Source organism: Methylophaga pinxianii, assembly GCF_020447225.1.
GTDB lineage: Bacteria > Pseudomonadota > Gammaproteobacteria > Nitrosococcales > Methylophagaceae > Methylophaga > Methylophaga pinxianii.
Map to the genome: position 1 here is coordinate 1 of NZ_JAJAEO010000147.1, position 26,676 is coordinate 26,676.

General features: G+C 43.7%; 23 protein-coding genes, 2 pseudogenes and 1 riboswitch. Of the genes and pseudogenes, 12 read left to right on the plus strand and 13 right to left on the minus strand.

Going from position 1 to position 26,676, the window contains the following annotated elements:
- The coding region (locus LGT40_RS03440) for an efflux RND transporter permease subunit (protein ID WP_226069878.1) at window positions 1–363 on the plus strand (363 nt) is incomplete at its 5' end.
- A 266-nt stretch (window positions 364–629) separates the two neighbouring features.
- Window positions 630–1,862: an O-antigen ligase family protein gene (locus tag LGT40_RS16335; protein ID WP_226069879.1), complete on the plus strand. Its 1,233-nt coding sequence runs from the start codon at window positions 630–632 to the stop codon at window positions 1,860–1,862.
- On the opposite strand, the gene LGT40_RS03450 is transcribed toward LGT40_RS16335, so the two are convergent.
- The 7 genes and pseudogenes from LGT40_RS03450 to LGT40_RS03480 all read right to left on the minus strand — a co-directional run bounded on the left by LGT40_RS03450 (window position 1,838) and on the right by LGT40_RS03480 (window position 10,772).
- Window positions 1,838–2,740, minus strand: coding sequence for a glycosyltransferase family 9 protein (locus LGT40_RS03450; RefSeq protein WP_226069880.1), 903 nt, complete (start codon window positions 2,738–2,740; stop codon window positions 1,838–1,840). The genes LGT40_RS16335 and LGT40_RS03450 overlap by 25 nt on opposite strands.
- Window positions 2,737–3,732 carry a glycosyltransferase gene (locus tag LGT40_RS03455; protein WP_226069881.1) on the minus strand — a complete coding sequence of 332 codons (996 nt, stop codon included), beginning with the start codon at window positions 3,730–3,732 and terminating at the stop codon, window positions 2,737–2,739. The genes LGT40_RS03450 and LGT40_RS03455 overlap by 4 nt, the downstream gene beginning before the upstream one ends.
- Before the next feature lie 2 nt (window positions 3,733–3,734).
- On the minus strand, window positions 3,735–4,850 hold the full coding sequence (locus LGT40_RS03460; RefSeq protein WP_226069882.1) for a glycosyltransferase family 4 protein: 1,116 nt from the start codon (window positions 4,848–4,850) through the stop codon (window positions 3,735–3,737).
- Window positions 4,851–4,865: 15 nt separating this feature from the next.
- Window positions 4,866–6,890 (minus strand): LpxL/LpxP family acyltransferase, encoded by a 2,025-nt coding sequence (locus tag LGT40_RS03465; RefSeq protein ID WP_226069883.1) that lies wholly within the window; start codon window positions 6,888–6,890, stop codon window positions 4,866–4,868.
- A gap of 804 nt (window positions 6,891–7,694) precedes the next feature.
- Complete coding sequence (locus LGT40_RS16550) at window positions 7,695–7,811, minus strand: manganese efflux pump (RefSeq protein WP_226069904.1); 117 nt, start codon at window positions 7,809–7,811, stop codon at window positions 7,695–7,697.
- Between the two features lie 340 nt (window positions 7,812–8,151).
- Window positions 8,152–8,532: pseudogene (locus tag LGT40_RS03475) on the minus strand (YkvA family protein); the annotation flags it as partial.
- 290 nt (window positions 8,533–8,822) lie between these two features.
- Window positions 8,823–10,772, minus strand: a complete 1,950-nt coding sequence (locus LGT40_RS03480; protein ID WP_226069884.1) for an LTA synthase family protein — start codon at window positions 10,770–10,772, stop codon at window positions 8,823–8,825.
- Between the two features lie 161 nt (window positions 10,773–10,933).
- Here LGT40_RS03480 and LGT40_RS03485 point away from each other — a divergent pair, with 161 nt between their 5' ends.
- The 6 genes from LGT40_RS03485 (at window position 10,934) to LGT40_RS03510 (ending at window position 16,932) form a co-directional block, all read left to right on the plus strand.
- Complete coding sequence (locus LGT40_RS03485; protein WP_226069885.1) at window positions 10,934–11,290, plus strand: diacylglycerol kinase; 357 nt, start codon at window positions 10,934–10,936, stop codon at window positions 11,288–11,290.
- A complete protein-coding gene (locus tag LGT40_RS03490) occupies window positions 11,284–11,976 on the plus strand; it encodes a phosphatase PAP2 family protein (RefSeq protein ID WP_226069886.1) in 693 nt (230 codons plus the stop codon). The genes LGT40_RS03485 and LGT40_RS03490 overlap by 7 nt, the downstream gene beginning before the upstream one ends.
- A gap of 30 nt (window positions 11,977–12,006) precedes the next feature.
- Complete coding sequence (locus tag LGT40_RS03495; protein ID WP_226069887.1) at window positions 12,007–12,675, plus strand: response regulator; 669 nt, start codon at window positions 12,007–12,009, stop codon at window positions 12,673–12,675.
- Window positions 12,665–14,053: an ATP-binding protein gene (locus tag LGT40_RS03500; RefSeq protein ID WP_226069888.1), complete on the plus strand. Its 1,389-nt coding sequence runs from the start codon at window positions 12,665–12,667 to the stop codon at window positions 14,051–14,053. Before LGT40_RS03495 ends, LGT40_RS03500 begins: the two co-directional genes overlap by 11 nt.
- 63 nt (window positions 14,054–14,116) lie before the next feature.
- The gene (locus LGT40_RS03505) at window positions 14,117–15,796 is read left to right on the plus strand and encodes a phosphoethanolamine transferase (RefSeq protein ID WP_226069889.1); all 1,680 of its coding nucleotides are present in this window, start codon (window positions 14,117–14,119) and stop codon (window positions 15,794–15,796) included.
- A 398-nt stretch (window positions 15,797–16,194) separates the two neighbouring features.
- Window positions 16,195–16,364: riboswitch (yybP-ykoY riboswitch) on the plus strand.
- Between the two features lie 7 nt (window positions 16,365–16,371).
- Window positions 16,372–16,932, plus strand: coding sequence for a manganese efflux pump MntP (locus LGT40_RS03510; protein WP_226069890.1), 561 nt, complete (start codon window positions 16,372–16,374; stop codon window positions 16,930–16,932).
- A 46-nt stretch (window positions 16,933–16,978) separates the two neighbouring features.
- Here LGT40_RS03510 and dmeF read toward each other — a convergent pair whose 3' ends face one another.
- Window positions 16,979–17,935: a CDF family Co(II)/Ni(II) efflux transporter DmeF gene (gene dmeF, locus LGT40_RS03515; protein WP_226069891.1), complete on the minus strand. Its 957-nt coding sequence runs from the start codon at window positions 17,933–17,935 to the stop codon at window positions 16,979–16,981.
- 180 nt (window positions 17,936–18,115) lie between these two features.
- The gene (locus LGT40_RS03520) at window positions 18,116–18,385 is read right to left on the minus strand and encodes a metal/formaldehyde-sensitive transcriptional repressor (protein ID WP_149721187.1); all 270 of its coding nucleotides are present in this window, start codon (window positions 18,383–18,385) and stop codon (window positions 18,116–18,118) included.
- Between the two features lie 141 nt (window positions 18,386–18,526).
- On the opposite strand from LGT40_RS03520, the pseudogene LGT40_RS03525 reads away from it, so the two are divergent.
- Both LGT40_RS03525 and LGT40_RS03530 read left to right on the plus strand, forming a co-directional pair.
- A pseudogene (locus tag LGT40_RS03525) lies at window positions 18,527–19,815 on the plus strand (ISL3 family transposase).
- Between the two features lie 119 nt (window positions 19,816–19,934).
- Entirely contained in the window at window positions 19,935–20,507 is a 573-nt protein-coding gene (locus tag LGT40_RS03530; protein WP_226069892.1) for a hypothetical protein, read from the plus strand.
- 260 nt (window positions 20,508–20,767) lie between these two features.
- On the opposite strand, the gene LGT40_RS03535 is transcribed toward LGT40_RS03530, so the two are convergent.
- Window positions 20,768–20,950 (minus strand): hypothetical protein, encoded by a 183-nt coding sequence (locus LGT40_RS03535; RefSeq protein WP_226069893.1) that lies wholly within the window; start codon window positions 20,948–20,950, stop codon window positions 20,768–20,770.
- Window positions 20,951–21,087: 137 nt separating this feature from the next.
- Between LGT40_RS03535 and LGT40_RS03540 the strand changes: the two genes are divergently transcribed.
- Window positions 21,088–21,360, plus strand: coding sequence for a hypothetical protein (locus tag LGT40_RS03540; RefSeq protein ID WP_136554456.1), 273 nt, complete (start codon window positions 21,088–21,090; stop codon window positions 21,358–21,360).
- 112 nt (window positions 21,361–21,472) lie between these two features.
- Here the strand turns inward: LGT40_RS03540 and LGT40_RS03545 are convergent, their stop codons facing one another.
- The 3 genes from LGT40_RS03545 to LGT40_RS03555 form a co-directional block, all read right to left on the minus strand.
- Window positions 21,473–22,750: an ATP-grasp domain-containing protein gene (locus LGT40_RS03545; RefSeq protein WP_136554454.1), complete on the minus strand. Its 1,278-nt coding sequence runs from the start codon at window positions 22,748–22,750 to the stop codon at window positions 21,473–21,475.
- 391 nt (window positions 22,751–23,141) lie between these two features.
- A complete protein-coding gene (locus tag LGT40_RS03550; protein ID WP_226069894.1) occupies window positions 23,142–24,551 on the minus strand; it encodes a heavy metal sensor histidine kinase in 1,410 nt (469 codons plus the stop codon).
- Window positions 24,538–25,230 (minus strand): heavy metal response regulator transcription factor, encoded by a 693-nt coding sequence (locus tag LGT40_RS03555; protein ID WP_226069895.1) that lies wholly within the window; start codon window positions 25,228–25,230, stop codon window positions 24,538–24,540. Before LGT40_RS03555 ends, LGT40_RS03550 begins: the two co-directional genes overlap by 14 nt.
- 152 nt (window positions 25,231–25,382) lie before the next feature.
- Here LGT40_RS03555 and LGT40_RS03560 point away from each other — a divergent pair.
- Window positions 25,383–26,676, plus strand: a 1,294-nt coding sequence (locus tag LGT40_RS03560) for a copper resistance system multicopper oxidase (RefSeq protein WP_226343159.1), incomplete at its 3' end; no start/stop codon positions are given.

The window sequence follows — 26,676 nt, forward strand, 5'->3', positions numbered from 1 at the left end:
GCCGAGTTTGGCGTCATCATGCTGCTCTATCTTAAGCAAGCCTGGCAAAAACGGTTGGATGAACAAAAAGGAACGGAAGCTGATCTGCTTGATGCCATAAGTGAGGGCGCAGTACTCAGGGTTAGACCCAAGGCCATGACAGCGACCGTTATCTTGGCCGGCCTGTTACCGATAATGTTTGGTGGCGGCACTGGTAGTGAAGTGATGCAGCGCATTGCGGCGCCAATGGTAGGCGGCATGGTGACGGCACCGCTGTTGTCGATGTTGGTAATACCAGTGATCTATCTACTGATCCATAAATCACAAACTGCATGCACATTGGAATACGAAAAAACAATCTATTCTATGAAAAGCAAGTCTTAAAAGATTAATATACTAGACCATTTGATCCGCTTTGGCCTCTTTCTTTCTAAAGCACTGGAAAAAAACACAGACTAACGCTGATACTTTTTTCAATCAAAATCAGAGCTGGTAATGCTAAATTGCGGGGTTGTTTTACAACTGTTTCACTTCACATAAGTAAGCAACGACTAACTCGTAATGTTGAATATGTATTATCAATATTTAATCTATAGCGAAATGACTTACATAAAAAATTCGCCCAATAAATAAACACGGAAATTAATTTAGTGATTGCTTTTCGCCCAACCCATTGGCTTCAATATCCACAATCAGTACTACCTTGGTTATTACCAGCACTATTGTTATTTTCTAGGTTGATTGCCGACTTTACTGTGTTGCTGAGCGGTATTTTATTTTTAATGTGGTCGTTTCAACAGCAAAATTGGCAATGGGCCAAACAGCTTTGGTTTCGTTGTAGTCTCATCTTTTGGGCCTATTTACTGCTAATTAACGTCCCTTTCAGCGTTGATCCTTTTGATAGCCTGCTCTACGCGGTTACATTTATACGCTGGCCATTATTTGCGGCAGCTTTAAGTTGCTGGTTATTGCTGAGCAGTGATCGACAACGGCATTTTCTACTCGCACTATTAGCAACAACGTTGTTTATTGGCCTCGATACTGGTTGGCAATATATTACAGGTGTTGACTGGTTTGGCATTCCGGCAACACCAGAGAACCGTCTGACCGGACCGTTTCGCAATCCGGTTCCCGGCATTATGATGGTGCGGGTGGAATTTATCTTATTGTTTGCGGTTGTGTTATTTGCCAGCCTACAATCTGCGACCCGTCAAACGCTCTATATTGCTAGTATTTTGCTGGCTTTCTTACTACTTATTTTTATTACCGGCGAGCGCATGGCATTTATTTTGTGCCTAGCAGCCAGCTTGTTAGTAATGCTCGGTTTAGCATTGCAATATCCGTTTAAGCGCAAGCTAATCATGCTTGGCGGTTTAATGCTGGCGATGGTAATCATCGCCCTATCATTTTGGTTGCCAGAAACTGCTCAGCGAATGATAATCAGCACGCTTGATAAACTGCAAAATTTCCGCGATTCGGATTATGGTCAAGTGTTTCGCGGCGCAATTGAAGTTTGGAAGCAATCCCCTTGGGTTGGCAATGGGCTGCATAGTTATCAGATGGTTTGTAGGGAATTAGGTACGCTGAGTAATTGTAGTCATCCGCATAATCTGTATTTGCAGATAGGTGCCGAAACTGGCCTTATCGGTTTAGGGTTATTTAGCCTGCTTGTATTGAGTATTTTCTATCAGGCTCTAGCTCCGCTCTGGAAGCAAAAAAGTTGGTTATTAATGAGCATCAGTGCGGCAATCCTATTAATCAGCTTCTGGCCATTAATTGGTGGCATCAGTATTTTGAATAATTGGGTTGCAGCGCTGGTTTGGCTGGGGGTTGGCTGGACATTGCTGATGGCAAACCATCAGCCGACGGTAACACCACGCTGATCCAAATACTCAATAACGTCATCGACGTTAAGTTTCGCTAAGTCCTTAACACTCATGGTTTTAAATTTAGCACGTTCAATTTCGGCACGTTTAGCACAGCTATAGGGACCAAAAATTGCCACGCCCGCCTGACCAAGGTGTGCTGCCAGATGGCTGGGCCCAGAATCATTGCCAATAACAAAACGCGCTTGCCGGATAACGCCGGCCAGTTGAAACCAGTTCAGATCCGTTAATACGGTGCCAGAAAACTGTGATGCTAACGAACCTTCTTCCGGGCCAAGAATGGTCAGCACATTTTTGCCTTTTGCCGTTAATTTCTCTGCAAGTTGTGGATAAAACGGCCAGCGTTTTTCCGGGCGTCTGGCCGAACATCCGGGCAACAGTAAAATAAAGCCTGGCTTAATTTTCTGCGAAGCCAGCCAGTCGCACATATCATCGGCCATCCAGCTTAGATCTGCCTGCCTGGCATATTCAGCAGGTATGCCAGCCTGTTCCAATAACTCAATCAGCCCCTGTAAACCACTGACAGGCGCCGTTTTTGTAGTGCGTTGCAACCAGGGTAAATGCGGCAATATTAGCTTGCGATAGAGCCGACTGCGCTGGGAGTTTTGTAAATCAATGACCAGATCAACGTCAGCATTAGTTAAGGTTTTTCTGAGCGCCAGAAACGCCGGAATTTGCCACAATGGTGGGCGATTATCGCTAATCACCGCATCAATATGGGGACTGCGTTGCATCAGTGACTGATAGGCGGGGGCGGTCAGTAAACTGATTCGGGCATCATGATAATGGGTCCGAATAGCCCATATCACACCGTCTGCCTGCAACAAATCGCCAAAAGCTCCGTGTTTTATCAGCAGAATATTTTTTTTGCTCATGCTGTCAGCAGTTTTTGATACACCGAAAGCGTTTGCTGGGTCATGGCCGGTAAAGTCATTTTTTTTCTGGCAAAATCATAGGGCTTTTCCATTAATGCTGACCAGGCATCCATATCCGCTAACAGGGTTTGCAAACGTTCTCGCAGCGCCAGCGGATCGTCGGTGGGCACGACTAATCTGTCGGGTAATATTTCATTGGCCACAGGTACATTGGTAGCCAGCACCCGGCAATGTGTCAGCAGGGCTTCGTTAAGAACATAGGAAAAGCCTTCCCGCCGCGAGGCGATTATCAGCGCATCAGCTTGTTGCATTAGCTGAAAAATATCCTGTCGGGCACCCAATAATTGGATATTGGCGGCCGTAACATGGTTGTCGATCAGTTTTTGCAATTTGGTTTTATCTGGGCCGTCACCCGCAATCCACAAAGTCACAGGCAGATCAGCAACGGCCTTTATCAGCACATCAAAGCCTTTTGCTTTGACTAATCTGCCCACGGCGAGCAGCCTGACTGGTGTTTGCGTTTTGCTGACGTGCATGGCGGTTGGGAGGAATTCAATACCATTATAGATAACAGTTACTTTATTTGCTGCAAATGGGAGTGCAAGTTGTTTACTGACGGTAATGACTTGATGAAAATGCTTAAAAGCGCTCAGTTGGCGTTTGATATTGTGCAGCGTTGCCACCCGCCGGCCGGAGTAAAAAGGCCGCAACGTGTTGACTATTGACGCCGCTTTATTGGCCTGCGCATGAATAATGTCGAACTGTCCGGCTCGTAACGCCCGGCCTAGTGACCACAAAAATCGAGGATCATGTCGGCTCAAATGGCAGGGCATGGCAATGCTTTTGATCTGTGGTGGCAAACTCTTATTAAACAATGGATCGGCAATGACGGTGATGTCATGGCCGTACTGATCAAGCGCAAGACTCAGTTCACGTACATGTTTTTCCAGGCCACCGTTGCCTTGACTACAGATTATTTGGGCAATTTTCATGATTATAGTTGCGGCACCATCACGGACTGATAAATCTTTAATGTGTTTTCCAGCATTCGCTGCAGGGTAAAGGGATGATTTGTCGGCACCTCAGGCACAGCTTTTAGCCATTGTGAACATTTGTCGACCAACGCACTTTTATCACCCACCTTAATCAGCCCATCTGGCAGCATGATGTTAAGTTGTTCAGAGACGCCGCCATGATCATAGGCAATGACAGGTTTACCTAAACTGATGGCTTCGATCGGGATGCGACCAAAAGCTTCAGGTTCCGTAGACAAAGAAAATACGATATGAGATGTCGCCATAATATCTCGCAGATCGTTACGATGACCGGTAAAGGTTATTAGAGATTCCACACCCAGCTTAGCAGCGTGAGCAGTTAACTCCTGTAAATAATGGGTTTTGTCGGACTTGGTCTCACCGACAATCAGGCCATGTACATTGGGATGCCGGTGTCTTAGTTTGGCAATCAGTTCAATAAAATCCTGCTGGCCTTTCCAGCGGGTAATTCGCGCTGGCAAACACAACAGTATTTTGTCCCGGGTTTCTGGGAATTGTTGATACCAGTCGGTCAGCCAGGTGACACTCGGCTGATAACCATATGGAAATTCTGCGCGATCAACCCCCCTGTAATTTAATTGTAGTCGTTGATAATTTACCCGGTAATGATGCATCACATAATCACGAATCATCTCTGATATGACGATAACTTTTTCACCTTTCGTCATGATGCCACTATAGAAGTTAATCGAATAACGGCCATGTACGGTTGTAATAAAATGTGGCCGCTTACTGTGTGGGATTGTTTTCAGCGTCAAATAACAAATCCATGCCGGCAGGCGCGAACGAGCATGAACAATATCAACCTGCTGGCTGAGTAAAAACCGCCGAAGTTTGGGGATAAGTTTTAAAGTCAGCAATGATTTATGGCCAATAGGCCATTGAATGTGTTCGCTACCTTGCTCTGTAAGGGCTTTAACCAAACGGCCACCTGCCGAAATCACAATTGAGCGATAACCTTGTTGGCTTAAAAACTGGCCGACCTCCAGAGTACCCCGTTCAACACCACCGGATGACAGTGCTGGTAATACCTGAACTACGATGAGTTTTTTCAAAATAAACTCCAATCGCTAAAGACTGACAATTGCAGTAGTGCTGGGGACAGGTTGAGACAGCCAATGGGCTTCAATCCATTCTGCACAACGATCGGCTTCGATAAATCCATGAACCGGATGCAAAGCCTTTTGATATGTCTGTTGATAGTCAAAACGAACAATAAGTCCTTCCGATAATAGTTGTTGCAAACCATTGCTTACACGGTTTTGACGCTTTATCGGTACTGGCAAAGTACCGACCGCAACTCTAGCGGAGAGTGCTTCGTAGACCATTGATACAGAGTCTTCACTAATCCAGGCGCTTCCAACATTGGCCAGTTGCTTCTCTATCCAGCCTGGGGACGTGTCCGAAAATGGCACCACCTGCAGGTTTGGCGCATTTAATAATTGAGCGGCATGTAACGTCTCAGCCGGAGTTCGTCGGGAAGTAGTTAGTATGTAATGAATATGCGGATTATCAGTCATTAATTTAGCAATTTTGTGCATTAGTGAATGATTATCCCAGCCACAATGTTTGGAGGGACCACCGAGCATAATCAATGACGCGTTGGTGTGATGGTCACCGATCCCATGTAACGAATTTAATACTCCTCGAGTTTCCAGATAACAACCACCGCCCTTATATCGGTCGTGTTTCGGTATCAAACACAAATCAAATAAACCGACCGGAAGACTGGGTTGCATCATCAATACCGCCTTACCGCCATAAGCACGTCTTGCCGCCAACATTGGTAAATGCGTCCGATGACCGGCGCCCAGAATCAAATCTGGCAGCGGTAAACCCTGTCCTGCTGGCCAGACTCCAGATAACCACTGTGCTAACGGTTTTATCTTTCCTGAAACGGGAATATCAATTACACGACAAGACCTTATACGTTGCAATGCCTTGGCCAGTCCCAATGACTGGTTTTCATGACCAGGTTTACCATCAATCAACCTCCATATAATAATCTGTTCAGAAACAAGACTACTTATTAGATGGCTATTATCACGTTGAATTATTTGTTTATCAGAGTACTTTTGAACAATGTTGAATGATTTACTGTTCATGAGCTTAGACGTGAAATGTGTATTTTCTGCGTCGATAATTTCTTGTTGATTAGAAAGCTGCTTTGGCCGGCATGAATAGAGAAGTCCACGACCGTCGGGTTGAGTTTTAAATCTACGGTGCACCCAAAGATACTGTTCCGGGTATTGGCGGATCTGTGTTTCCAGCAAATCATTGAATCGCTGCGCATCGTGTAAGTCGTTACCGCTTGGATAGTTATTCAGTGCCGGGAATAATTTCAGCAAATAACGGCCATCAGGCTGACGGCATGGCATAAATGGCACAACGGCTGCACCAGATCGTTCAGCCAGTCGAGGCAATGCAATAATAGTTGCTGCCGTAACGCCAAAAAATTTTGCAAATACTGAAGTTTTACCGCCAAAATCCTGATCGGGAGCATACCAAACGACTTTATTGGCTTTTAGTGCACGAAATAAACCGCGAATATCTGCCTGTAAAATGCTGCCTTCGCTGTGTTTTTTTCGATAGTGAAGCATAACCTGATTCATTAACGGGTTTTTCAGGTTATGAAACATCACATGTAAGGGGTGCTGCAGCATCATCAAACGGCCACCCAGTTCCATACTGGTGAAATGACCGGTTAATAAAATTACCCCACGACCTTTATCGAGTGCCGATTGCAAATGCTCAAGCCCTTCGAAATCAACGGTTTTCGCTAGCGTTTTATCTGATGCCCACCAACTCAGTGCAGTTTCCATTGGCATCATGCCAATATTTTGAAGATTTTTTTGCAATAAATTTTGTTGCTCGGATGCCGATAATTCTGGAAAACATAGGGCTATATTACGCTTGGCGATAAGATATTTTTTACGTGCAAATCGGGCGAAACCTTTACCAATATACCTTGCAATGAATGATCGGCTTGCGGGAGGGAGATAGATTGATAACCTCATCAAAGCCAAGCCCAGCCAGCTAAGCCAGAGTCGGGGCATCAATAATTTGTAGGGTGGTTTAAAAAGTTCACTACTCATAACTAGGGCCTTAGTAAAGTAATACAAGGCTCTAGGCTAATGATAAGTTCTTAAGCAATGCTTAACTTTCAAACTTATCGTAGCTGGAATATCAGATTTATTTTTATCTGTCGCAAGAAGGTTTCTACGCTCTTCACATCTAATTACTAGATTAATGAGCTTTTGGTTTAGATGGCCTATCAACAGATGGACTTGGGATAGATGTGCAAGCTACAACTTCGCTGTGAGCCAATCCTATTTTAAGTGAAAGCGTCTCATGCCCAGAATACCCAACATCCCTTTGGTTATAGAAATTACAGTACACTCAATCTCGCCAGGCTATTAGGTCATTTAATGAGGACCAGATTGGCCATTTATATCAGCAGGCTAAATATAGAGAGGAAATGGGCCAAGTCATTGGAGTATCAAAACAGACCAGAATGAGAACGAATAACATGTTTACTCCAGAATACAGCCAAAGCACCCGTTGATACGTAGTGTTTTACCGAACACATTAATGAGTATTGCAGGTTTATTACTTGCTTTATCAAGCTAAATGCTTAGATAAATGCTCCACTGATAAAAACTAACAGATTGCCGCCTAAAATCTCCGCTCGATGCCCGTCGAGCAAGCCGGTAACCCCGCCAGCTCGATGGTTATGGTGGCCAGCCAATAGACTAGAGCAGCGACAAGAATGTTAAATAGATGCCAAACTCACATCCACAACCAGGAGATTGGTACAGGTGGCAGGGCGGTGAAGCATCCCGATAATCAAGGAATGCTATTTAATGTACTCGGCTTTTTTCCTCCGGCACTTTGAAACCTTAGTAAATTATCTGCAAACCGAGCATTAGCAGTAGCGTGAAGGCGATCCAATGGCCCCAGTTCACGATAAATTGCGAAGTGGCTTGGCCGACCGGGGCGGAGTTACTTCGACAAATACGTAAATTATACCCATTCGCAAGGCTTCGCTAATGTGCGTCTAGGCAAGCAAGCAAAGGTCCTCATCCCTAAAGTCAATGAATCGTTAAACATGTGGCCTGCGCCAGATAAAAAGACGGGTCAATAATCTATTATTGCCACCTAAAACTTCAACAGCTGCAAAATCTGTGATGAATTCCAATATGGACATTATGATATTACGAATACGATGGATATGATTTTGGTCTGAAATTGATGCCTCCATCCTTATTGGCTATCAAGACTCTTGGCGGCCTGCTAACTCTATCAAGCCATTCGTCGATACATGTTTCCACACTGATATAAAGCAGTAAGTATGTGCTACATTACGGCTGGATATATTCGCAGAAGCATTCTTGTCAAGAAGACTGCGGAAAAGATCCAAATACCGATAAACACGCCTGCAGCTATACGGCTTATCGGGCGTTCAGAGGCTTGGTCAGCGGTTGCTCGGTGCTCTTTCATAACTACGGGTGGTATAAGCTTTACTACCAAAAATATCCCCAGTGGCACAATTATGATGTCGTCCATGTAGCCTAACACAGGGATAAAGTCTGGGATCAAATCAATGGGGGAGACGGCATAAGCCGCGACTACCAGCGCTAACATCTTAGCAAACCATGGGGTACGAGGGTCCCGAGCAGCAAGCCAGACGGCGTGTACATCCCGTTTGATAGTTCGAGCCCATTGTTTAACTTTAGATATTGTATGTATTTTCATCGAAGCCTTTCTCTACTCGATTGACGTAACCATCAAGAAGCAATGACGGATTCCCGTGGCTTAAGCAAAGCGAGGAAGCCGGAGCCCATAACACAGTCTTCGTACCCCCCAGTCACTGGTGATCGTCATGCCGGAGCATTTAAGTTTTCTTCTAGCGGGTGGCAACCAAGCTCTTTAATATTATCCATGTAGTATTTTATGTGTGTTTGTTTTCTTTCTGTCCTACTTGATGTAGGACTTGGTCAACCGCATTAGGAGATATTGTAATTACATTAGTCAGAAATAGAGTAGCGTCTTTCTCTGTATAACCAAGAAGGTAATAGTACGTGAGCCAAAGCTTCACGTTGTGCTGATTGGTCGGCATTACCGATTATATTCATGCGACGTTTCTTCAAATCATATTCACCGGATACAGCCGGTTGATCTACTCTTAAAATGGTCACTTCATTGTCTTTCATTAATGCAAAATAATCGGCAAATTGCATGATGGCTCGACCAGGTGCATTTTGTTCGGATTCAATGGTTAAATCCCGACCAATCATCGGATGGTGGGCAGAAATACCCATCAAAGATAGTAGTGTGGGGGCCAGATCAATCTGACTTGAAACGGTTTGTATCTTTCTTGCTTCAATATCTGCACCTAAGATGAGGGCTGGAATATGAAAACCTGAGATAGGAACCAGATCATCGCCATAAACTCGATTAGTATGGTCTGCCACTACGAGAAATAGAGTGTTTTCCCAGTAATCACTTTTTTTAGCCCTTTCAATAAACTGTCCTAATGCATAATCTGCATATTTAACGGTGTTGTTGTCCGTTTGTTTAGGTTCTTCGTATGGTGTGATGCGGTCTTCAGGATATTCATAAGGCGTGTGATTACTTGAGGTAAACACAAAACTTAAAAAAGGCTGATTGTGCTTATTCATCTCCGAAATGCGTTCATGGGTTTTGTTGAATAAATCTTCATCCGAGACACCCCAACTGCCTAAAAAAGCAGGATTAAAATAATCTCGTTGATCAATAACCGACTCGAAACCATTACCAATAAAAAAGCTAGCCATATTATCAAAGTGGGATTCGCCACCGTAAATGAACTCAGTAAAATAACCTTGCTCTTTCAATAAGCCTCCTAGCGTAAAAAAGTTCTGCTGAGAAAGAGTTAATTTGACGACACTGCGGGCAGGCGTTGGTAAATAGCCACTCACAACCGCCTCGATACCTCTAACGGAACGGGTACCTGTGGCATAAAGTTTTTCAAACCACCAACCCTCATCTTTCAATTTATCAAGATTAGGTGTAACAGGAAGTCCGCCGAGCGATTCAACATAACTTGCGCCCATGCTCTCTTCCAGAATAATCACTAGGTTGAGCGGTTTTTCTCTTTGGCGGGAGGCTGACTGGAAGTGCATCGTTGGGTTTTTCGCATGCTCATCAGTTGGTACCCATGGATAAAGCTTGTTCAACGTCGTTAGAATATCTTTATTAGATAGCTTTCCATAGAGTTCGGATGATTTTTCTTCATCTTTCATACTATATATAGCGAAATACACTGACCACGTGGAATTAATGAACATACTGTTTACAAGGGCATCAGATGTTCTAGCAAATAATGCGGGATTGGCCGGCCGATGGCCAAATGAAGAGCGAATCATCAATACTAAAATTATTATCATCAGTGGCCACATTAACCAGACTTTCCACTCAGGCCATTCAAGTTGATAGTCACAGAATTTAGGCTTAAGAAAACATATCAGTCCCCATGTCGAAAACATTGTGAACATTGTCCCCAGGATGACTTCAGTTCTAAAACCATTCCAAAGCATGGCGGAAACTTCACGGGGATATTTCAAATACTCAACGAAAAGCCTGTTAGGTCTTAAATCATATTGCATGATAAAAGCAGGGGTTGAGACTTCCATAAATATTAAGATCGTCAAAATCAGTACGGTCCAAATCAGTAATATCCATTTGGTGTAATCCCAGACCCATCTATTTATCAAAATAGGTGCCAATAGCACGATTGGACTCATAAGTAATGCAATGATAATTAAATCAGCTCTTATCCCTTGACTGAACATTGTCCAGATGTCGGTTACTGCAGATACCCTTTCCCATTGCCATACAACCAATCCCATTCGAGACAGAGAAAGAATGGCTAAACCAATTAACATTACTTTGAGAAACAATTGATAAGGTCCAAGCATCGGCCAGTTTCTGTTCATTAAATTTATTTTTCCAAGTGTCAGTAAAACGTTAGCCGCCTTCCCAGGACTAACTCAGCTGATATAGCCAGATTTAATAGGGATAATATAAATATCAATACTTAAGGCTTGCTTAAGAAATTAAATTTATTATTCGCTTGGGAAATAAGATCAGGTGAAAAATGAAATCTAATTACGTAGGGTTAAAAAGATTGATTTATGCAGCGCATTATTCTATCAAAGGGCTGGTAGCCAGTTGGGAAAGCGAAGCTGCTATTCGCCAGGAGATCATTCTTGCGAGTTTTTTGTTACCGATTACATTTTTTCTAGATATTTCATCAACTGAACAGGTGCTACTGATATTTAGTCTGGTTTTTATTCTAATTGTTGAATTACTTAATACTGCACTTGAGACTACTGTGGATAGGATAGGGAGCGAATTTAATACAATGAGCGGTAAAGCCAAAGATATAGGATCTGCAGCGGTATTCGTCAGTTTATTAAATGCAATTTTAATTTGGACAATTATCTTATGCTAAAGCTGAGTCGATCCTCTTCCTACAGATTTTGGCTGTTACTGATCATTTATTTGTTCATGATGATCTTGTTGGATTACGGCAGTCTGGATCTAAAAATTGCTGGGTATCTTTACTCCTTAGAGGGAAATCAATGGTTATTGAGAAAACATTGGTTCACAACTGATGTCCTTCATACCGGTGGTCGATGGTTAAATTACATTGCTGTGATTTGCGTTTTAGTGATTACAGTTGTTTATAGTTTTACTAAGCAAAGCAAACCAGATCGAGCTCGAGCTTGGCAAGCATTGTCACTTTCGCTATTCGTGTCATTTGTCACGGTTAGTTATCTAAAAACCTTAACGAATATTGATTGCCCTTGGAGTCTGGCTCTGTTTGGTGGTAACCAGCCATATCTGACATTTTTTTCTGACAGATCAGATGACCTCCCGTTAGCACATTGTTTTCCTGCTGGACATGCAAGCATAGGTTATGCATGGGTATCGTTATATTTTATGCTTAGAGTTGTTAAACCCCAATGGCGCTATTTCGGTCTTTGTCTCGGATTGGGGTTGGGTTTGCTTTTTGGCATTAGCCAACAGTTAAGAGGTGCACATTTTGTATCGCATGATCTAACCACTTTATTCATTTGTCTCATCTCCAGTCATGCGATCTTTAAACTATTTTATGGAAAGCAATATGCAAGTTGATCAATACGTTTGGTTGTGGAATAGAATCTAATGCGAATTTTACTAATCGAAGATGATAAGTTATTAGCTTTGGGCATTATCACAGCCCTAAAGCGTATGGGATATAGATTGGAGCATTGCACAACGGGTTTGCAGGCTAAACAAGCACTTCTAAATGGGGAGTTTGCTTTAATGATACTTGATTTAGGATTGCCAGATGGTTCAGCAGTTTCTCTAATCACCACTATCAGGAATAAAGGAAACAACATTCCTATATTGGTCTTAACGGCGCAAGATCAATTAGAAATTAAGTTAGCCGCTTTAAATAATGGTGCTGATGATTATTTAGTGAAACCAACAGATGTACGCGAATTAGAAGCTAGGATAAGGGTCTTGGTCAGACGTAACTCTGAAATCAAAGATGATATTTTGTTTGTTTCTGACTTACGACTGGATTTACAAAGTCATGATTGTCAATACAAAGGAAATAAAATCATATTAACTAAACGAGAACTGCTTCTACTAAAAGAATTTATGTTGAATCCAAACCGTATACTGAGTCGACAATACCTTGATGAATTAAGCTTTGGCTGGGATGGGGATATGGATAGTAATGCTACCGAAGTGCATATACATCATCTTCGAAAAAAACTATCAAATGATTTGATTAGGACTGTTAGAGGGGTGGGCTATATGCTGATTGAGCGTTATGACGTTTAACTCAATTAAATTATGGTTGCTGGTGAGCATCAATATATTAATGATAGTCATTTTAGGAATGACAGCTTCGATCTCCTACCATAATACCCTTCATGAGTTAGATGAGATGTATGACGCTCAGCTCGCTCAAACCGCGCGATTACTCATGACGTTATATAGTAATCATCGTACAAGTTATCCTGAAGAAAAGATTATTATTCCAGTGCCTCAGAGGATAGATAATGGTGAACATCTCAGTTCAGCTGAGGAGCGAACATTTTTCGAGCATAAATATGAAAGCAAAATAGCTTTTCAATTATGGAAAAATAAAAAATTAATGATGCTTTCTGAAAATGCAGAAACTTTTCCAGTAATGAATCAAACAGAAGGTTTTCAGGAATATACAGCTAATAATTATAAATGGATAACGTATAGTTTATTTGATCGTGAAACTTCAGTATGGGTTCATACCTCTCAACGAGAAGATATTAGAGCTGAAATGAGTGGACATATGGCGGAAACACAATTACGTCCATTACTATTATTAATCATCCCCTTAAGTATAATAATTTATTTTCTTATTGCATTTGCACTTAGACCACTTAGTGAGTTAAGTCGTCAATTGAACGTTAAGCAACCTGAGATGTTAACTGAAGTTTCTACGAGTTTGCCACACGAATTATTACCAATACAAGTATCAATAAATAGATTATTGAATAAGATCCGAAATTATATAGAGAAAGAAAAAAGATTCATCATTGATGCATCTCATGAATTAAGAACACCCCTCAGTATCCTGCAGTTACATGCTCAAAACCTAGAATCAAGTCTTTCGGAGTCAGACAGAAAGCAAGCGATTGAAGCGGTCGGGGCTGGAAGTAAAAGGATGGTGCATTTGGTTAATCAATTGCTTGCTTTGGCAAGGGTTGAACAGTCAACTTTGCCAGAAAAAAATAGAATAAATATTCAAGAACTAGTAGAGAAAAGCATGTCTCAACTTCATATAGATATGCTAGAGAAAGTGAATTGGCATACCAGTATTGAAAAAGAAGCTTATCTATATGGAGATTCATCATTGCTTCAAATTGTATTTCGTAATCTGCTCGATAATGCAGCGAAATATGCCGAAGAAAACTCATCAGTGAATATTGAAGTGAAGAATAATAATGAAGGGGACATTTCGATAACTATCGAAAATAAAAGCATCATTCAAGTGGAAGCGAATAGATTGGGTGAGCGTTTTTACCGTCATGGTCAGCACCAGCATATCAATGGTTCTGGTCTGGGATTATCTATAGTAAATTTAATTATTCAGCTACATCAGGGAGAGATATGGTTTACTCAAAAAAACTCAATATTTCGAGTTGAAATTTTATTTCCAGTAAATATAAATAATTAACTTAAGCATTTTTTAAGCTTCACTATATAGAGTTATGATACTTAACTTATATAGTGAAATCGTATGTTATTTTCATCGCATAAAATAAACCATAATTCACCTTGTAGTAAAAATCTTAAAGAAAACTATAATTTTTTTAAATACTTACCACGAGCAGTTCCTCTGTTTTGGTATGTATTATGTAGCGCAATTTTTCTTACAATTTTGTATAACTCTACTTTAATTTATTTTTTAATTGATAATGCACAACAGCCTAATATTTTGTTTACACTAAAAATGGTTTTTCTTGCGTTTATTATTAACTTTTTAATTGTTTCATTATTTCCTTTTAAAAAACTGTTAAAGACCTGGCTTATACTCTTAATTATTATCTCAGCTTTCAGTAGCTATTTTATGCAAAGCTATGGCGTTTTGATTGACAAGAATATGTTGCAAAATGTTCTTGAAACTGATTGGAATGAAACTAGAGGTTTAATAAGTAGTGGAATGTTTCTACATCTGGTTTTGTTTCTTTTGATACCTGCTATAGTCACCATCAAATTAAATATCAAATGGCCAAGTACAGGTGTTCAATTCACAAGTTGGGCAGGAATGTTAGTGATAGGATTTGTATTGTTGTTTGGCCTGCTTCACTTTAATTATAAAGAAATGTCTTCTTTTTTCCGTAATCACCGTGAAGTAAAACATCTAGCTGTCCCATTGAATGCTATTTCAGCTAGCATTTCAGTTGCTAATAAACTTTTAGCAACCAGTATTCCGCAACAATTTAACCATGTTGCAGCTGATGCAAGATTAAATCCTCATCCGCTGAAAAATAAACCAAATCTATTTGTCATGATAGTGGGTGAGACGGCAAGGGCAGATCATTTTGCTCTAAATGGATATGTAAGAAATACCACACCACAGCTTGCTGCATTAGCAATGAAATACCCTGCAAACTTTATAAATTTCAATAATGTCTTTTCCTGTGGTACTGCAACGGCGGTGTCTTTGCCTTGTATGTTTTCTTACTTACCACGTAATAATTATGATGAAAATCTGGCCAAAAATAGCGATAACTTATTAGATGCACTGCAGTATGCAGGTGTCAACCTATTTTGGTTAGATAATAATTCAGGCTGCAAGGGTATGTGTAATCGAATTCCTACGGAAAAAATCATTTGTTCTGAATCTGAGTGTAATGATCTTCACCTTTTGGACGCCTTAAAAGATAAAATTCAAACCTCACAGCTTACAAAAGATACTTTTGTCGTTCTGCATCAACTAGGTAGTCATGGGCCTGAATATTTTAAACGGAGTAAAACTAGCCAAAAGCTTTTTTTTCCCGAATGCCAGACAAATCAGTTACAAAAGTGTACCACTCAGGAAATAATTAATGCCTATGATAATAGCATCGTGGCTACTGACGAGTTAGTTGCGAAAACAATATTGTGGTTGAAAGAGTATGATTCACAGTACAACATCGGCCTGATTTATGTTTCTGACCATGGAGAATCATTAGGCGAAAATGGTATTTTTCTTCATGGTCTCCCGTATCGGTTTGCTCCGGATAGTCAAAAACATGTTCCGATGCTAGTTTGGATGTCTGATAGTTTTGTTCAGCAAAATGATATTAGCTTAGATAAATTTAAATCGAACAGTAACAAGACAATTAGCCATGATGTTTTATTCAGCCTCATTCTCAATTTACTGAACGTGAATACAAGCTCTGTAGTTCCTGAATCAAAAAACTTTATTAAGTAAAAAACATGCATGAATCGACATCGGGTTTTAATATCATTTCCACGTGTGGTTGAAAACAGGTTTCGCTTCGTTCATTAATCTGAAACTCTTAACCTCAAATCGATGAGGTTCCTCTTCACTAAATGGGGTAACCGGAAAATCTGGTTGATCTCTAGGTTTGGCGGGGAGGTCGCAATACCCCATCTCATCGGATTTATTGGTTGATGTGCTCCGATACGATTAAGCTGTCTGTCAACTTGGGAATTGACGCTTTCCTGGATTGATGGATGCGGATTTAATCATGGCTGGGACGTTTGCGTATTCCGGTAAACGTGGCATCACCCTAGGGCGCTTTATAGATCAGAGAATATACCCGTCAACCATCAAACATTTGTGATCGTTCAGGATAGTTGTTATATTGCATCCTCTTTGGGGAGTAGCCTGCTTCCGAAACTCGGAAGAGTTCGTGTCAACATAATTGGCCAGATGCCATGGTGCGAACACCTCTCGGTTGGCGAGACCATCGATATATCCATGCCTAAGGTCGGGCGTGTGGATATATCGTGGACTCGATATGCCCGACCGGAGTCAGTTAGATGAACCCAATAGCCCTTCTTTTGCTTGCCTTTGCCATGTCCACAGATGCTTTCGCTGCTGCGATTGGCAAAGGCGCAATCCTTAAAAAACCACGCCTAACAGAAGCTTTCAGAATAGGAATCATCTTTGGTTCTATCGAAGCAATTACGCCGCTTGTAGGCTGGCTAATTGGAAAATCAGCAGCAAGCTATGTGGAGGCCTGGGATCACTGGATTGCTTTTTCACTCCTGACGGTCCTGGGTCTTCACATGATTTATGAGGGTACAAGGCCTGATGAGGGTAGTGAGGAGCATAAAGCCCAAAAAATGTCTTTGATCCGGACCTGTCTAACGGCATTTAGTACCAGTATTGATGCTATGGCGGTGGGTGTTAGTCTGGCCTTCATTAATGTCAACATATGGATAGCTTCAGCTTTGATTGGGCTTGCAACGACCCTCATGGTGACTATTGGCATAATGCTAGGGCGCGCTATAGGGTCGGTCATGGGACACAGAGCAGAAATTTTTGGTGGACTAACGCTGATTGCAGTGGGCGCATGGATTTTATACGGTCATCTGTAAGTTTATTTTTCGAGGCTCCACAATGGGCTGGAGCCTCGAAATCTCTTTATCCGGCGCTGGTATTCTTCGTTTCATTAATACAACGCTGTGGCTCAACAGTAACGTGCACTAATGACGGGCACCTAGCCTGTATACGTTGCCTATAAACGGCAGGTGACTCGGGAGCATGCGAAACGATCGAGACAATGGCGGCGTGAATATTTGGACCAATGGCCCAGAGGTGCAGATCGCTAATTCGGGCATCGTCATTCTCGATGGATTGCCTGACGTCGTGCTCCAAGTCGCTGCGCTGTTTATCAAGTAGCACGCGGGAAGTGTCCTTCAATAGATGCCATGACCAGCGGGTAATAAGTAACGCACCGACGATACCCATGATTGGGTCCATCCAGTACCAGCCCGCATACTTTCCGGCCAGCAAGGCAGCAATCGCCAATACAGAAGTTAAGGCATCGGCGAGTACGTGGAAGTAGGCAGCTCGACGGTTATGATCATGATGCCCATGCCCATGCCCATGCCCATGCCCGTGGTCGTGGTCGTGGTCGTGGTCTTCCCCGCCCAGTATCCAGGCCGATACTCCATTGACGATCAAGCCGATGACGGCGACGAAAATAGCTCCATTGAACGAAATTTCGACCGGGTGGATGAAGCGGTCGATGCTTTCGATCACCATATACAGGGCGAAGCCTGCCAGTAGGACCGCGCCGGTGAACCCGCCTAGCGCATTGACCTTCCCGGTGCCAAATGAGAACTGTGTATTGCCTGCGTTGCGGCGAGCGTATGCATAGGCGAAGGCTGCAATACCCAGAGCGACAGCATGAGAGCCCATATGAAGGCCATCGGCCAGGAGGGCCATCGAACCGTATAAGACACCGGCCAGAATTTCCCAAACCATCATGACGACAGTTAGAGCGACGACGATCAGTGAGCGTATTTCACCGGATTTTTTACGATCTTGACCAAAAACATGATTGTGTTGCCATTCTTCGAGCCTGTGACCATGCATACTGTAATACTCCGAGTTGATAAAAATTATGGTCAGCAAGACCAATGAAAGTGGTGGCGATTGATGGCGAAGCCCTGCTAACAGCTCCGGTTCCGCAAGAACTTCAGGGGCGCGGATATTAAATCACTGCCAAAGTTCGCCTCTTACAGCTAGGGTACCCACGCTGTAGCTCGTGATGTTCTACTTGAGGTAGGACTTGATGACCTGCAGCACCGCTTCCAAGTCTTGTTGCCGCTGCTCCAACTCGGGTTCCCTGACGACGTGATCAGTCAAGTGCCCCTCAATGATGGCTGCCATCAGTCCATTCACCGCCCCACGAATCGCGGCGATTTGTTGCAGCACAGCCGTGCAATCGCCTTCCTCGTCAAGCTGCTTTTCCAGTGCCGCTGCCTGCCCCTGAATGCGACGAACGCGGGCTAATAGCTTGGCTTTGTCTTTGATCGTATGCATGCGGCTGTCTCTCTAAGTAGCTTGAACTATACTGGCGGACAGTATTTTCATATACTAGGGGGTAGTATCTTTGTTTGCAAGAGAGGAGAGGTAAATGAAGCTTGCCAATGTGGCACTCGGCAGCCGTAAGGAGTGGGTCGCATGACCGAAATGCCCGACAATATCCTGCACCTGCCTGAGCACCAGGTGCTGGGCTTCAAATCCACCGACGACGAAATGCACTTCCAAGTGGAAGCGCCCGATCCCGTCGCCTGTGAGAAATGCGGCGTGCAGGGTGAGTTCGTGCGGTTCGGCAAGCGTGATGTTCCCTATCGTGATCTGCCATCCACGGCAAGCGGGTCATCCTCTGGGTGGTCCGCCGCCGGTACACCTGCCGGGCCTGCAAGACCACCTTCAGGCCTCAGCTACCGGAGATGGTGGACGGCTTCCGCATGACGCTGCGGCTGCATGAATACGTGGAAAAGGAATCCTTCAACCACCCCTACACCTTCGTGGCGGCACAGACCGGCCTGGACGAGAAGACGGTACGCGACATCTTCAACGCCCGCGCCGAGTTCCTAGGGTGCTGGCACCGCTTCGAGACGCCCCGCATTCTGGGCATCGACGAGCTGTACCTGAACAAGCGTTACCGCTGCATTCTGACCAACATCGAGGAGCGAACCCTGCTTGACCTGCTGGCCACACGCCGTCAGGACGTGGTGACCAACTACCTGATGAAGCTGAAAGACCGGCAGAAGGTCAAGATCGTCAGCATGGACATGTGGAACCCTTACCGGACGGCGGTCAAGACTGTGCTGCCACAGGCCCGCATCGTAGTCGATAAGTTCCATGTGGTGCGTATGGCCAACGATGCCCTGGAGAAGGTGCGCAAGGGCCTCAGAAAAGAGCTGAAACCTTCCCAAAGCCGAACCCTCAAGGGAGACCGGAAAATCCTGCTGAAACGCGCTAACGAAGTCTCAGACCGGGAGCGCCTCATCATGGAGACCTGGACAGGCGCATTCTCGCAACTGCTGGCCGCCTACGAGCACAAGGAACGCTTCTACGGCATCTGGGACGCCACCACTCGGCCCCAGGCAGAAGCCGCCCTGGACGACTGGATAGCCACCATCCCGAAGGGCCAGAAGGAAGTCTGGTGCGATCTGGTCAGGGCGGTGGGCAACTGGCGCGAAGAGATCATGACCTACTTCGAGACGGACATGCCCGTCACCAACGCTTACACGGAGTCCATCAACCGACTGGCCAAGGACAAGAACCGTGAAGGGCGTGGTTACTCCTTCGAGGTGATGCGGGCACGAATGCTCTATACCACGAAGCACAAGAAGAAGGCCCCGACTGCGAAGGTCTCTCCGTTCTACAAGAAAACCATCGGTTACGGACTGCCGGACTTCGCAGAGGAACTCAACTACGGGGTCGATCTGTCAACCATCTGAGGGCGGTATCAGGTTGGTGGGGTAAAGGTGCCCCATCAACCATTAAATCCGTATACCCTATTTTTCTTTAATGCTTAATAGGCAGTGGGCACTTATTTCATAGCATTGGAGTAAATAAAATGACCACAAAACTGATAAATTCTCAAAACGTCAGCATTCTTAAAAAACGTGCTAAGCGCCTCAAAACCTCCACCAGCATTCCACATCACGAAGCCTTAGAGATTATTGCCAACGAAACTGGCTTTAGCTCCTGGCATGAAGTCTGTGAAGCAAACCAACCTTTCCTTGCATTGGAATCGAGCCTGAAGCACGGCTTTATCGCAATATATGACAGAAAAGATGCAGAAAGCCTCCATGATAGTAAGAATCGCTTTGTCGAAGATGGACTAGGTGAGCTTGTCTGCGAGAAACGTCTCTATCAGCATTACATCAATCTTATTGATGAGGACCGGGGAGTGCCACTCAAAGAGCTGATGGAAGAGTCGCAACTCATGGATGACTTTCATGGGACTTACTCTCACACATATCTTCGATACTTACCCGAAAAACCGCCAGCAACTGTCCATGATGCATTGAGCATGCTCAGAGAGTTTATGTTCTTCCTGCCAGAATTCATTATTTTGAATGGCCAGCTGTACGACATGGACGCTGATGAAACGATTGCTCAGACTTCGCTGATTCAACGGTTATAGAGAATCAAAGAGGGACGTATATAAAACTAATTGAACCTTAATGATTTGAGGGTAGATCTAGTATGAGCTTTTTCTTACGAAGATTTACCCTCAAGTCATTACCGCTCACCCAACCGTACAGGCATACTCTGAATGTGTCGGTTGAGATGGCTTTGTGAATAATAAGTGTATTAGGAAAGCTTACTGTCGCTGGGAATAACAAAAAAAGAATCGAAACCATTACTGCGCTGGTGAGTACTTCTTTTAGGTTTTGCTTTTTATTATTGAATGATTTCCCAACCGTCATCACTCTCAACAAGTCGAATGCTGGAGGCTGCTGATTGCTCTCCAGTGAACTCAGAAAATGATGTTACTTTTACGTCACAGACAAAACCCGAAGACTCAGAGGCTGCTTTACAGCTCAGTTTTTCAACATCCCGAATCTCTACTTCATATTGAGCCATTAAATCACAAACATAGCAATACCTGATTTAACACAGTCCCGAAGTAAATTATTACTTGCATGAAAGCTCCGTCGCTTAGCTCAACAGACACAGTCATAAATTTAATAAGAATTTAATGTGTGAGGACTAGTACTTCGGTGTTGGGGAATACACAAATACCACCTGTATATCCTAATAAACAAAAACCACATATAAAAACGACTATTAACTTAAATATTTTATCTGGCGGAGTCTGCCTCCTAGATAGTTCTGACTCTGAGTACGTTTCATCCGCAGCAGTTGCACAGATTAGTGGCGCTAAAGATGTGCGCATGGAACAAGTGACCAGTTTGCCGATGTTATCAATTAATCCGCAGCGAGAACATCTGACCCTGCTGGGACTGGACATTGCAACCTTACAAAATGCCTAGCAAATGGTCATTGGCGGTCAGGATCTGGGGCTGATTTATGAGGGCGATAAACTCTTCCGGCTGGTGATGCGGCTCGATAAACAATTACGCCGAGATGTTGATTCACATTCTTCTAACTTTGCTGCAAAAGTAGAGGTGCAAATCCACCACCCGGTGTACGTAAGTTGGTAGCTTGACCTCGATAAAGTCTTGCTGCAGCAAGTAATAATTCCCCTCGGTAAGTATACAATCGCACATCAACCTTAAGCATTTCACGTTCGTTATCAACCATCACAACACGTTCTGAGGGTGGCACATAGGCCTGTGCAACATAATCACTTTCAAGAATACGTGCAAATGTGCTTTTGGTCAGCTTGCTGCCGCGATAGACACCTTTGCTGCCATGACCTGCCACCGGTTTAAAAAACCACTGCCGCCGTTGTTGCCAGAGTGATTGCTCATCATGGGCGGTAACCTGAATGGTGTGGGGAATACCCTTTTTTAAAAGTTCAGCATTTTCAGTACTTAACCCCCAATCTAGTAGAGTCTGCTGATCTGACATTAAGGCCAAGTTTCGCTTATCAGCAAATAGGGCGTGTGTATAAGGATTCGGGGTGATAACTGCTCCACATTCTAACCAAGCAAAACGCAAAGCAGCATGTTCAGGTGCATCTAGTCCAAAGTCGACCAGACGGTTGTAAACCAAATCGATTTTCTGGTTATCACCATACAAGACTCCTGATTCGTATTTGAGATCCGTTGGTGAAAGTATGACGGCATCAATGCCATGTTGGATGAATAGCTGTTGCGCGAGTTTGAACTCCGGATAGAGATGTTGTTCTTCCGGTGCATCGTCGATGATTGCAATTCGCTCAGGTTGTCCGCTACCTCTCTGGGCCCGCCATTCACTTATAAATTGCGCAATGACTGCTTCATCGAAATCTTTTGCCCAAGACGCCTGTGTATTGCCGCTACAACATTTTAGTTGGGCGCGAGTCAGGATGGCATTAAGAAAAGCGCCACCGGCATTGGTATTGATTTCGATAAGACGAGGACCATCCTCACTGAGGTGGAAATCATAGCCCATAAAAGCGCCTACTGGACCGGGATTATGCCGTGCACTCTCAGGTGCCCAAGACATGATCTGTTGCTGATATTCTGCAAGTGAAGCAGCGGATTCGATTGCCTTAACAATCGCCTGCATTTGTTCAAGATCAGAACTTGGAACAAAAATCGCGGCATTTGAGAAGAATTGGCGCATGCCCGAAGTAGACAGGATGCCTTCAGCGTTATCACCCAATTGGTTGTTGAGATCGCGAATAATCGCTGACCAATCTAGAGTAACGCAGGTACAGTGATGGTTTAGCCGTTGTGATCTTGTCTGCTCTTGAGAACTATCGATTTTTTTCATTGATTCTCCTCTGTCGGAAAACGTTATATTAATGTCCAACGGTTAACTTTAAATCATAGGTGTTTAGTTTGATTAGTGACCGTTATTGCAATCTTTACCAGCCTGCTTAAAGCCCCTTTGTTGGACGTCCTCTATAGTTAAACAGGATGAACATTCTGCCTGAGGCTTCCATAATCCTTGTAATAAGCAAAGGAAATCGTGAACACAAAAGAATAATTAACAAAGGCAGGTAGGGCAGAATATAGTTCGTATGCTCTACAAACGGTAAAAAAATGCCACTCCAATAAGTAAAAGTGTTGAAGCTGCGTGAAGCTTTATCTAGTATCTGAAATTGTTAATCACATTATATTTAATGTCGCTGATAGGAATAACCACCGACATATCCCAACCATCATTGAATAGCTTTAATCGTCGTGGGTAAATAGATGATGAATGCAGTCTTATCACTTTTAGATGTGACTTCTACCCGCCCACCATGGGCATCAATAATCGAACGAGCAATGGCGAGACCAAGACCGGCACCTTCACCTTGTCTTGACCTAGAAGGATTTGCTCGATAAAAACGGTCAAAGAGATATGGCAAATGTTCAACTGGAATTTCAGGCCCAGGATTCTCAACTGTCAGGGAAACCTCGTTGTCTGAGAAATTTTTCAGTCGAACTAGTACTGATCCCCCAGATTTCGTATAACGAATGGCGTTGGAAAGTAGATTAGAAATTGCTCTGCGTAACATGGCTTTATCGCCTTGAATTTGCTGCACCTGGCCTTCCAAGCTTAGTACTATATTTTTGTCCTCTGCTAAAGCTTCAAAAAAGCCAAATAATTTACTGACTTCATCGGATAAATCCAGCGGTGTTTGCTCAAGTTTAATTAAACCGTGTTCACTTTTTGCTAACCACAACATATCATTAATCATCTTTGCCAAACGTTCTTGTTCTTCCAAATTTGAGTACAATAATTCACGGTATTCTTCGAGTGTTCTGGATTTGCCTAAGCCTACCTGTGTCTGGATGATGAGATTAGTCAGAGGCGTTCGTAGCTCATGTGCAATATCGGCTGAAAAATGTGATAGCTGATTAAAGCTATCCTCTAGTCGACCTATCATGTGGTTGAATGAAGACACCAAGTCCTGTAATTCCGATGGGACAAAAGATGGGGCAAGTCGCATATCTAGACGATCTGCTTGTATGTCACCCATTTTGTTCGAAAGTCTTCTTATTGGTGCATGCGCTTTGTGCACGCCATACCAAGCAGCCAACAGGGTAACGGCCCAAGTAAGGACCATTATTAACCATAGCGTTAGACGAAATTTATGGAGAAATTGAAGGTGAAAGCCAATATCGATGGCAGTAATAACCAAGTAGTTATGACCCGCTATCGCATTGTGCGTGAGGGCACCCCGAAATGTCTTATCGTCCGCATGCCAGACTTGTAGGTTACCGGCACTAATTTCTGTAACGTGGCGAAGGCTGTCCTTCACTATTGAAAGGTTTGCGCCGGCACTTTCGAAAACCACCTTATCTTGTTGATTACGTACTTGATAATAGACGCCATGATGTCCAGAGACAGCACCGAACAGCGCTTTACTAAGTTGTAAATTGCTGTCGTTATTATTTCGCAATACGTCTATGACAGCCTTATTAATAACGGCAACTTCTTCTGCATCCTGTTCAGCAAAATGGCGTTCGACCGCATTCAGTACAAGGATGCCAATTAAAAGTAAGCTTAAACCTACAGATGCGCCAACGAAAAACATTACCCTTGCAGCGAGCGAAAGAGGTTTTTGATTATAAGGCTTCATCAACGGGCTCTACGTCAAGTTTGTAACCCATACCGCGAACCGTATGGATAAGTTTCGGTTCAAAATCGTCATCAACTTTTGCTCGCAGGCGGCGTATTGCCACATCTATCACGTTGGTGTCAGAGTCAAAATTCATGTCCCATACCTGAGAGGCAATCAAAGAGCGTGGTAGAACCTCACCTTGGCGACGTGCCAATAACTCTAAAAGACAAAACTCTTTGTGGCTAAGATTTATTTTTTTACCTGCTCGCGTAACTCGATGCTTAGGTAAATCTAAAGTCAGATCTGCTACTTTTAGAAGCTCAGTAAAGGTTGGAACACTGCCTCGGCGCAATAATGTTCGAATCCGGGCTAGCAGTTCGGCAAAAGCAAAAGGCTTAACCAAATAATCATCAGCACCTAATTCCAGACCTTTTACACGATCATCCACAGAATCACGTGCCGTGAGGAACAGCACTGGCGTGTGGTGCTCGGCCTCACGTAATGACTGCAAAATACGCCAACCGTCAACATCCGGCAACATAACATCCAGAACGATTAAATCGAATGCTTCTGTCATTGCCAAATGATGACCATCTAGGCCATTTCGAATGAGGTTGACCTGAAATCCTGCTTCAGTTAGCCCCTTCTGTAAGTAGTTGCCTGTTTTGATCTCATCCTCAACCAGCAGTAATCGCATGGGCGGGTTCTCCGTTAATTAGCTTCTAAGGTTAAAAGACCAACAAGCACCGTAGAATTACATAAAGATTACATTTTTGTAATGTTCGGGTCATCCAGATGACAGAGTCTGCGGATTACTCTTTAATAAAAGTTTTAATCGGAGTGCTAACATTGAAGTTACCAATTCAATCTGTCCTTAATTTTAATCCGAAGCGTCGTCAATTTGTGCAGGGTATCGCTGCTGGTGGTGTGCTGGCCACCTTCCCAATGCTGTTACACGCCGGAAGCCATCCCATCGAACAAGCATACCGAGGCACGGCACCCGTGTTGACGGGGCAAGTTATTGATTTAACTGTTTCTGAATCAATGGTTAATTTCACTGGCGTAACACGTATAGCGACAACTATTAATGGATCCATTCCAGCGCCAACTCTCCGTTTACGAGAGGGAGATGACGTCACTATCCGAGTAACTAACCGGCTGAAAGTACCAACATCCATTCACTGGCATGGCATTATCTTGCCATATCAGATGGATGGTGTTCCCGGCATCAGCTTTGGCGGCATAGAACCCGGCGAAACTTTCGTCTACCAATTCAAACTTAAGCAAAGTGGCACATACTGGTATCACTCTCACAGTGGTTTTCAGGAAATGACCGGCATGTACGGTGCACTGATTATTGAGCCCCGTGAATTTCAATCTGATTCGGCAAAAGCCCATGTATCGGCAGATCGTGACTACGTAATGTTGCTTTCTGATTGGACTGATGAAGATCCGATGTCCGTATTCTCTAAGCTGAAAGTTCAAGGGGATGTATATAACTATAATCAGCCGACGGTGCCGTCATTTTTTAGTGATGTCTCAAAACTGGGAATCAAAGGCGCATTTGAAAAGCGACAAATGTGGAACCAGATGCGAATGAACCCGACCGATCTTGCCGATTTATCCTCGGCAACATTAACTTATCTTATGAATGGGACAACACCTGCTGGTAACTGGACAGGGCTTTTTCAGCCGGGGGAAAGGATAAGGTTACGATTCATTAACGGCGCTAGTAATACATTTTATGATGTGCGTATCCCCGGCCTGAAAATGACAGTAATTCAGGTTGATGGTCAGAACGTACAACCCGTTAGCGTGGATGAGTTTCGTTTTGGTCCCGGAGAAACATATGACGTCATTGTTGAACCACAAAATGATGTATATACCGTCTTCGCTCAGAGTATGGAACGCACTGGTTATGCGGTGGGCACGCTTGCTATCAGGGAAGGACTGACCGGAGATATACCTGAACTTGATCCGGTTCAGTGGCTCACCATGACCGATATGATGGGGGAAATGGGGCATGATTCGGCAAACGGCAATATGAACCATTCAGAAATGAATCACGGTGAAATGGCAATGGATCACAGTCAACATGGCAAGCAAGCTGATTCACTTGCCATTCCGTCACAGCGGGTTCGGC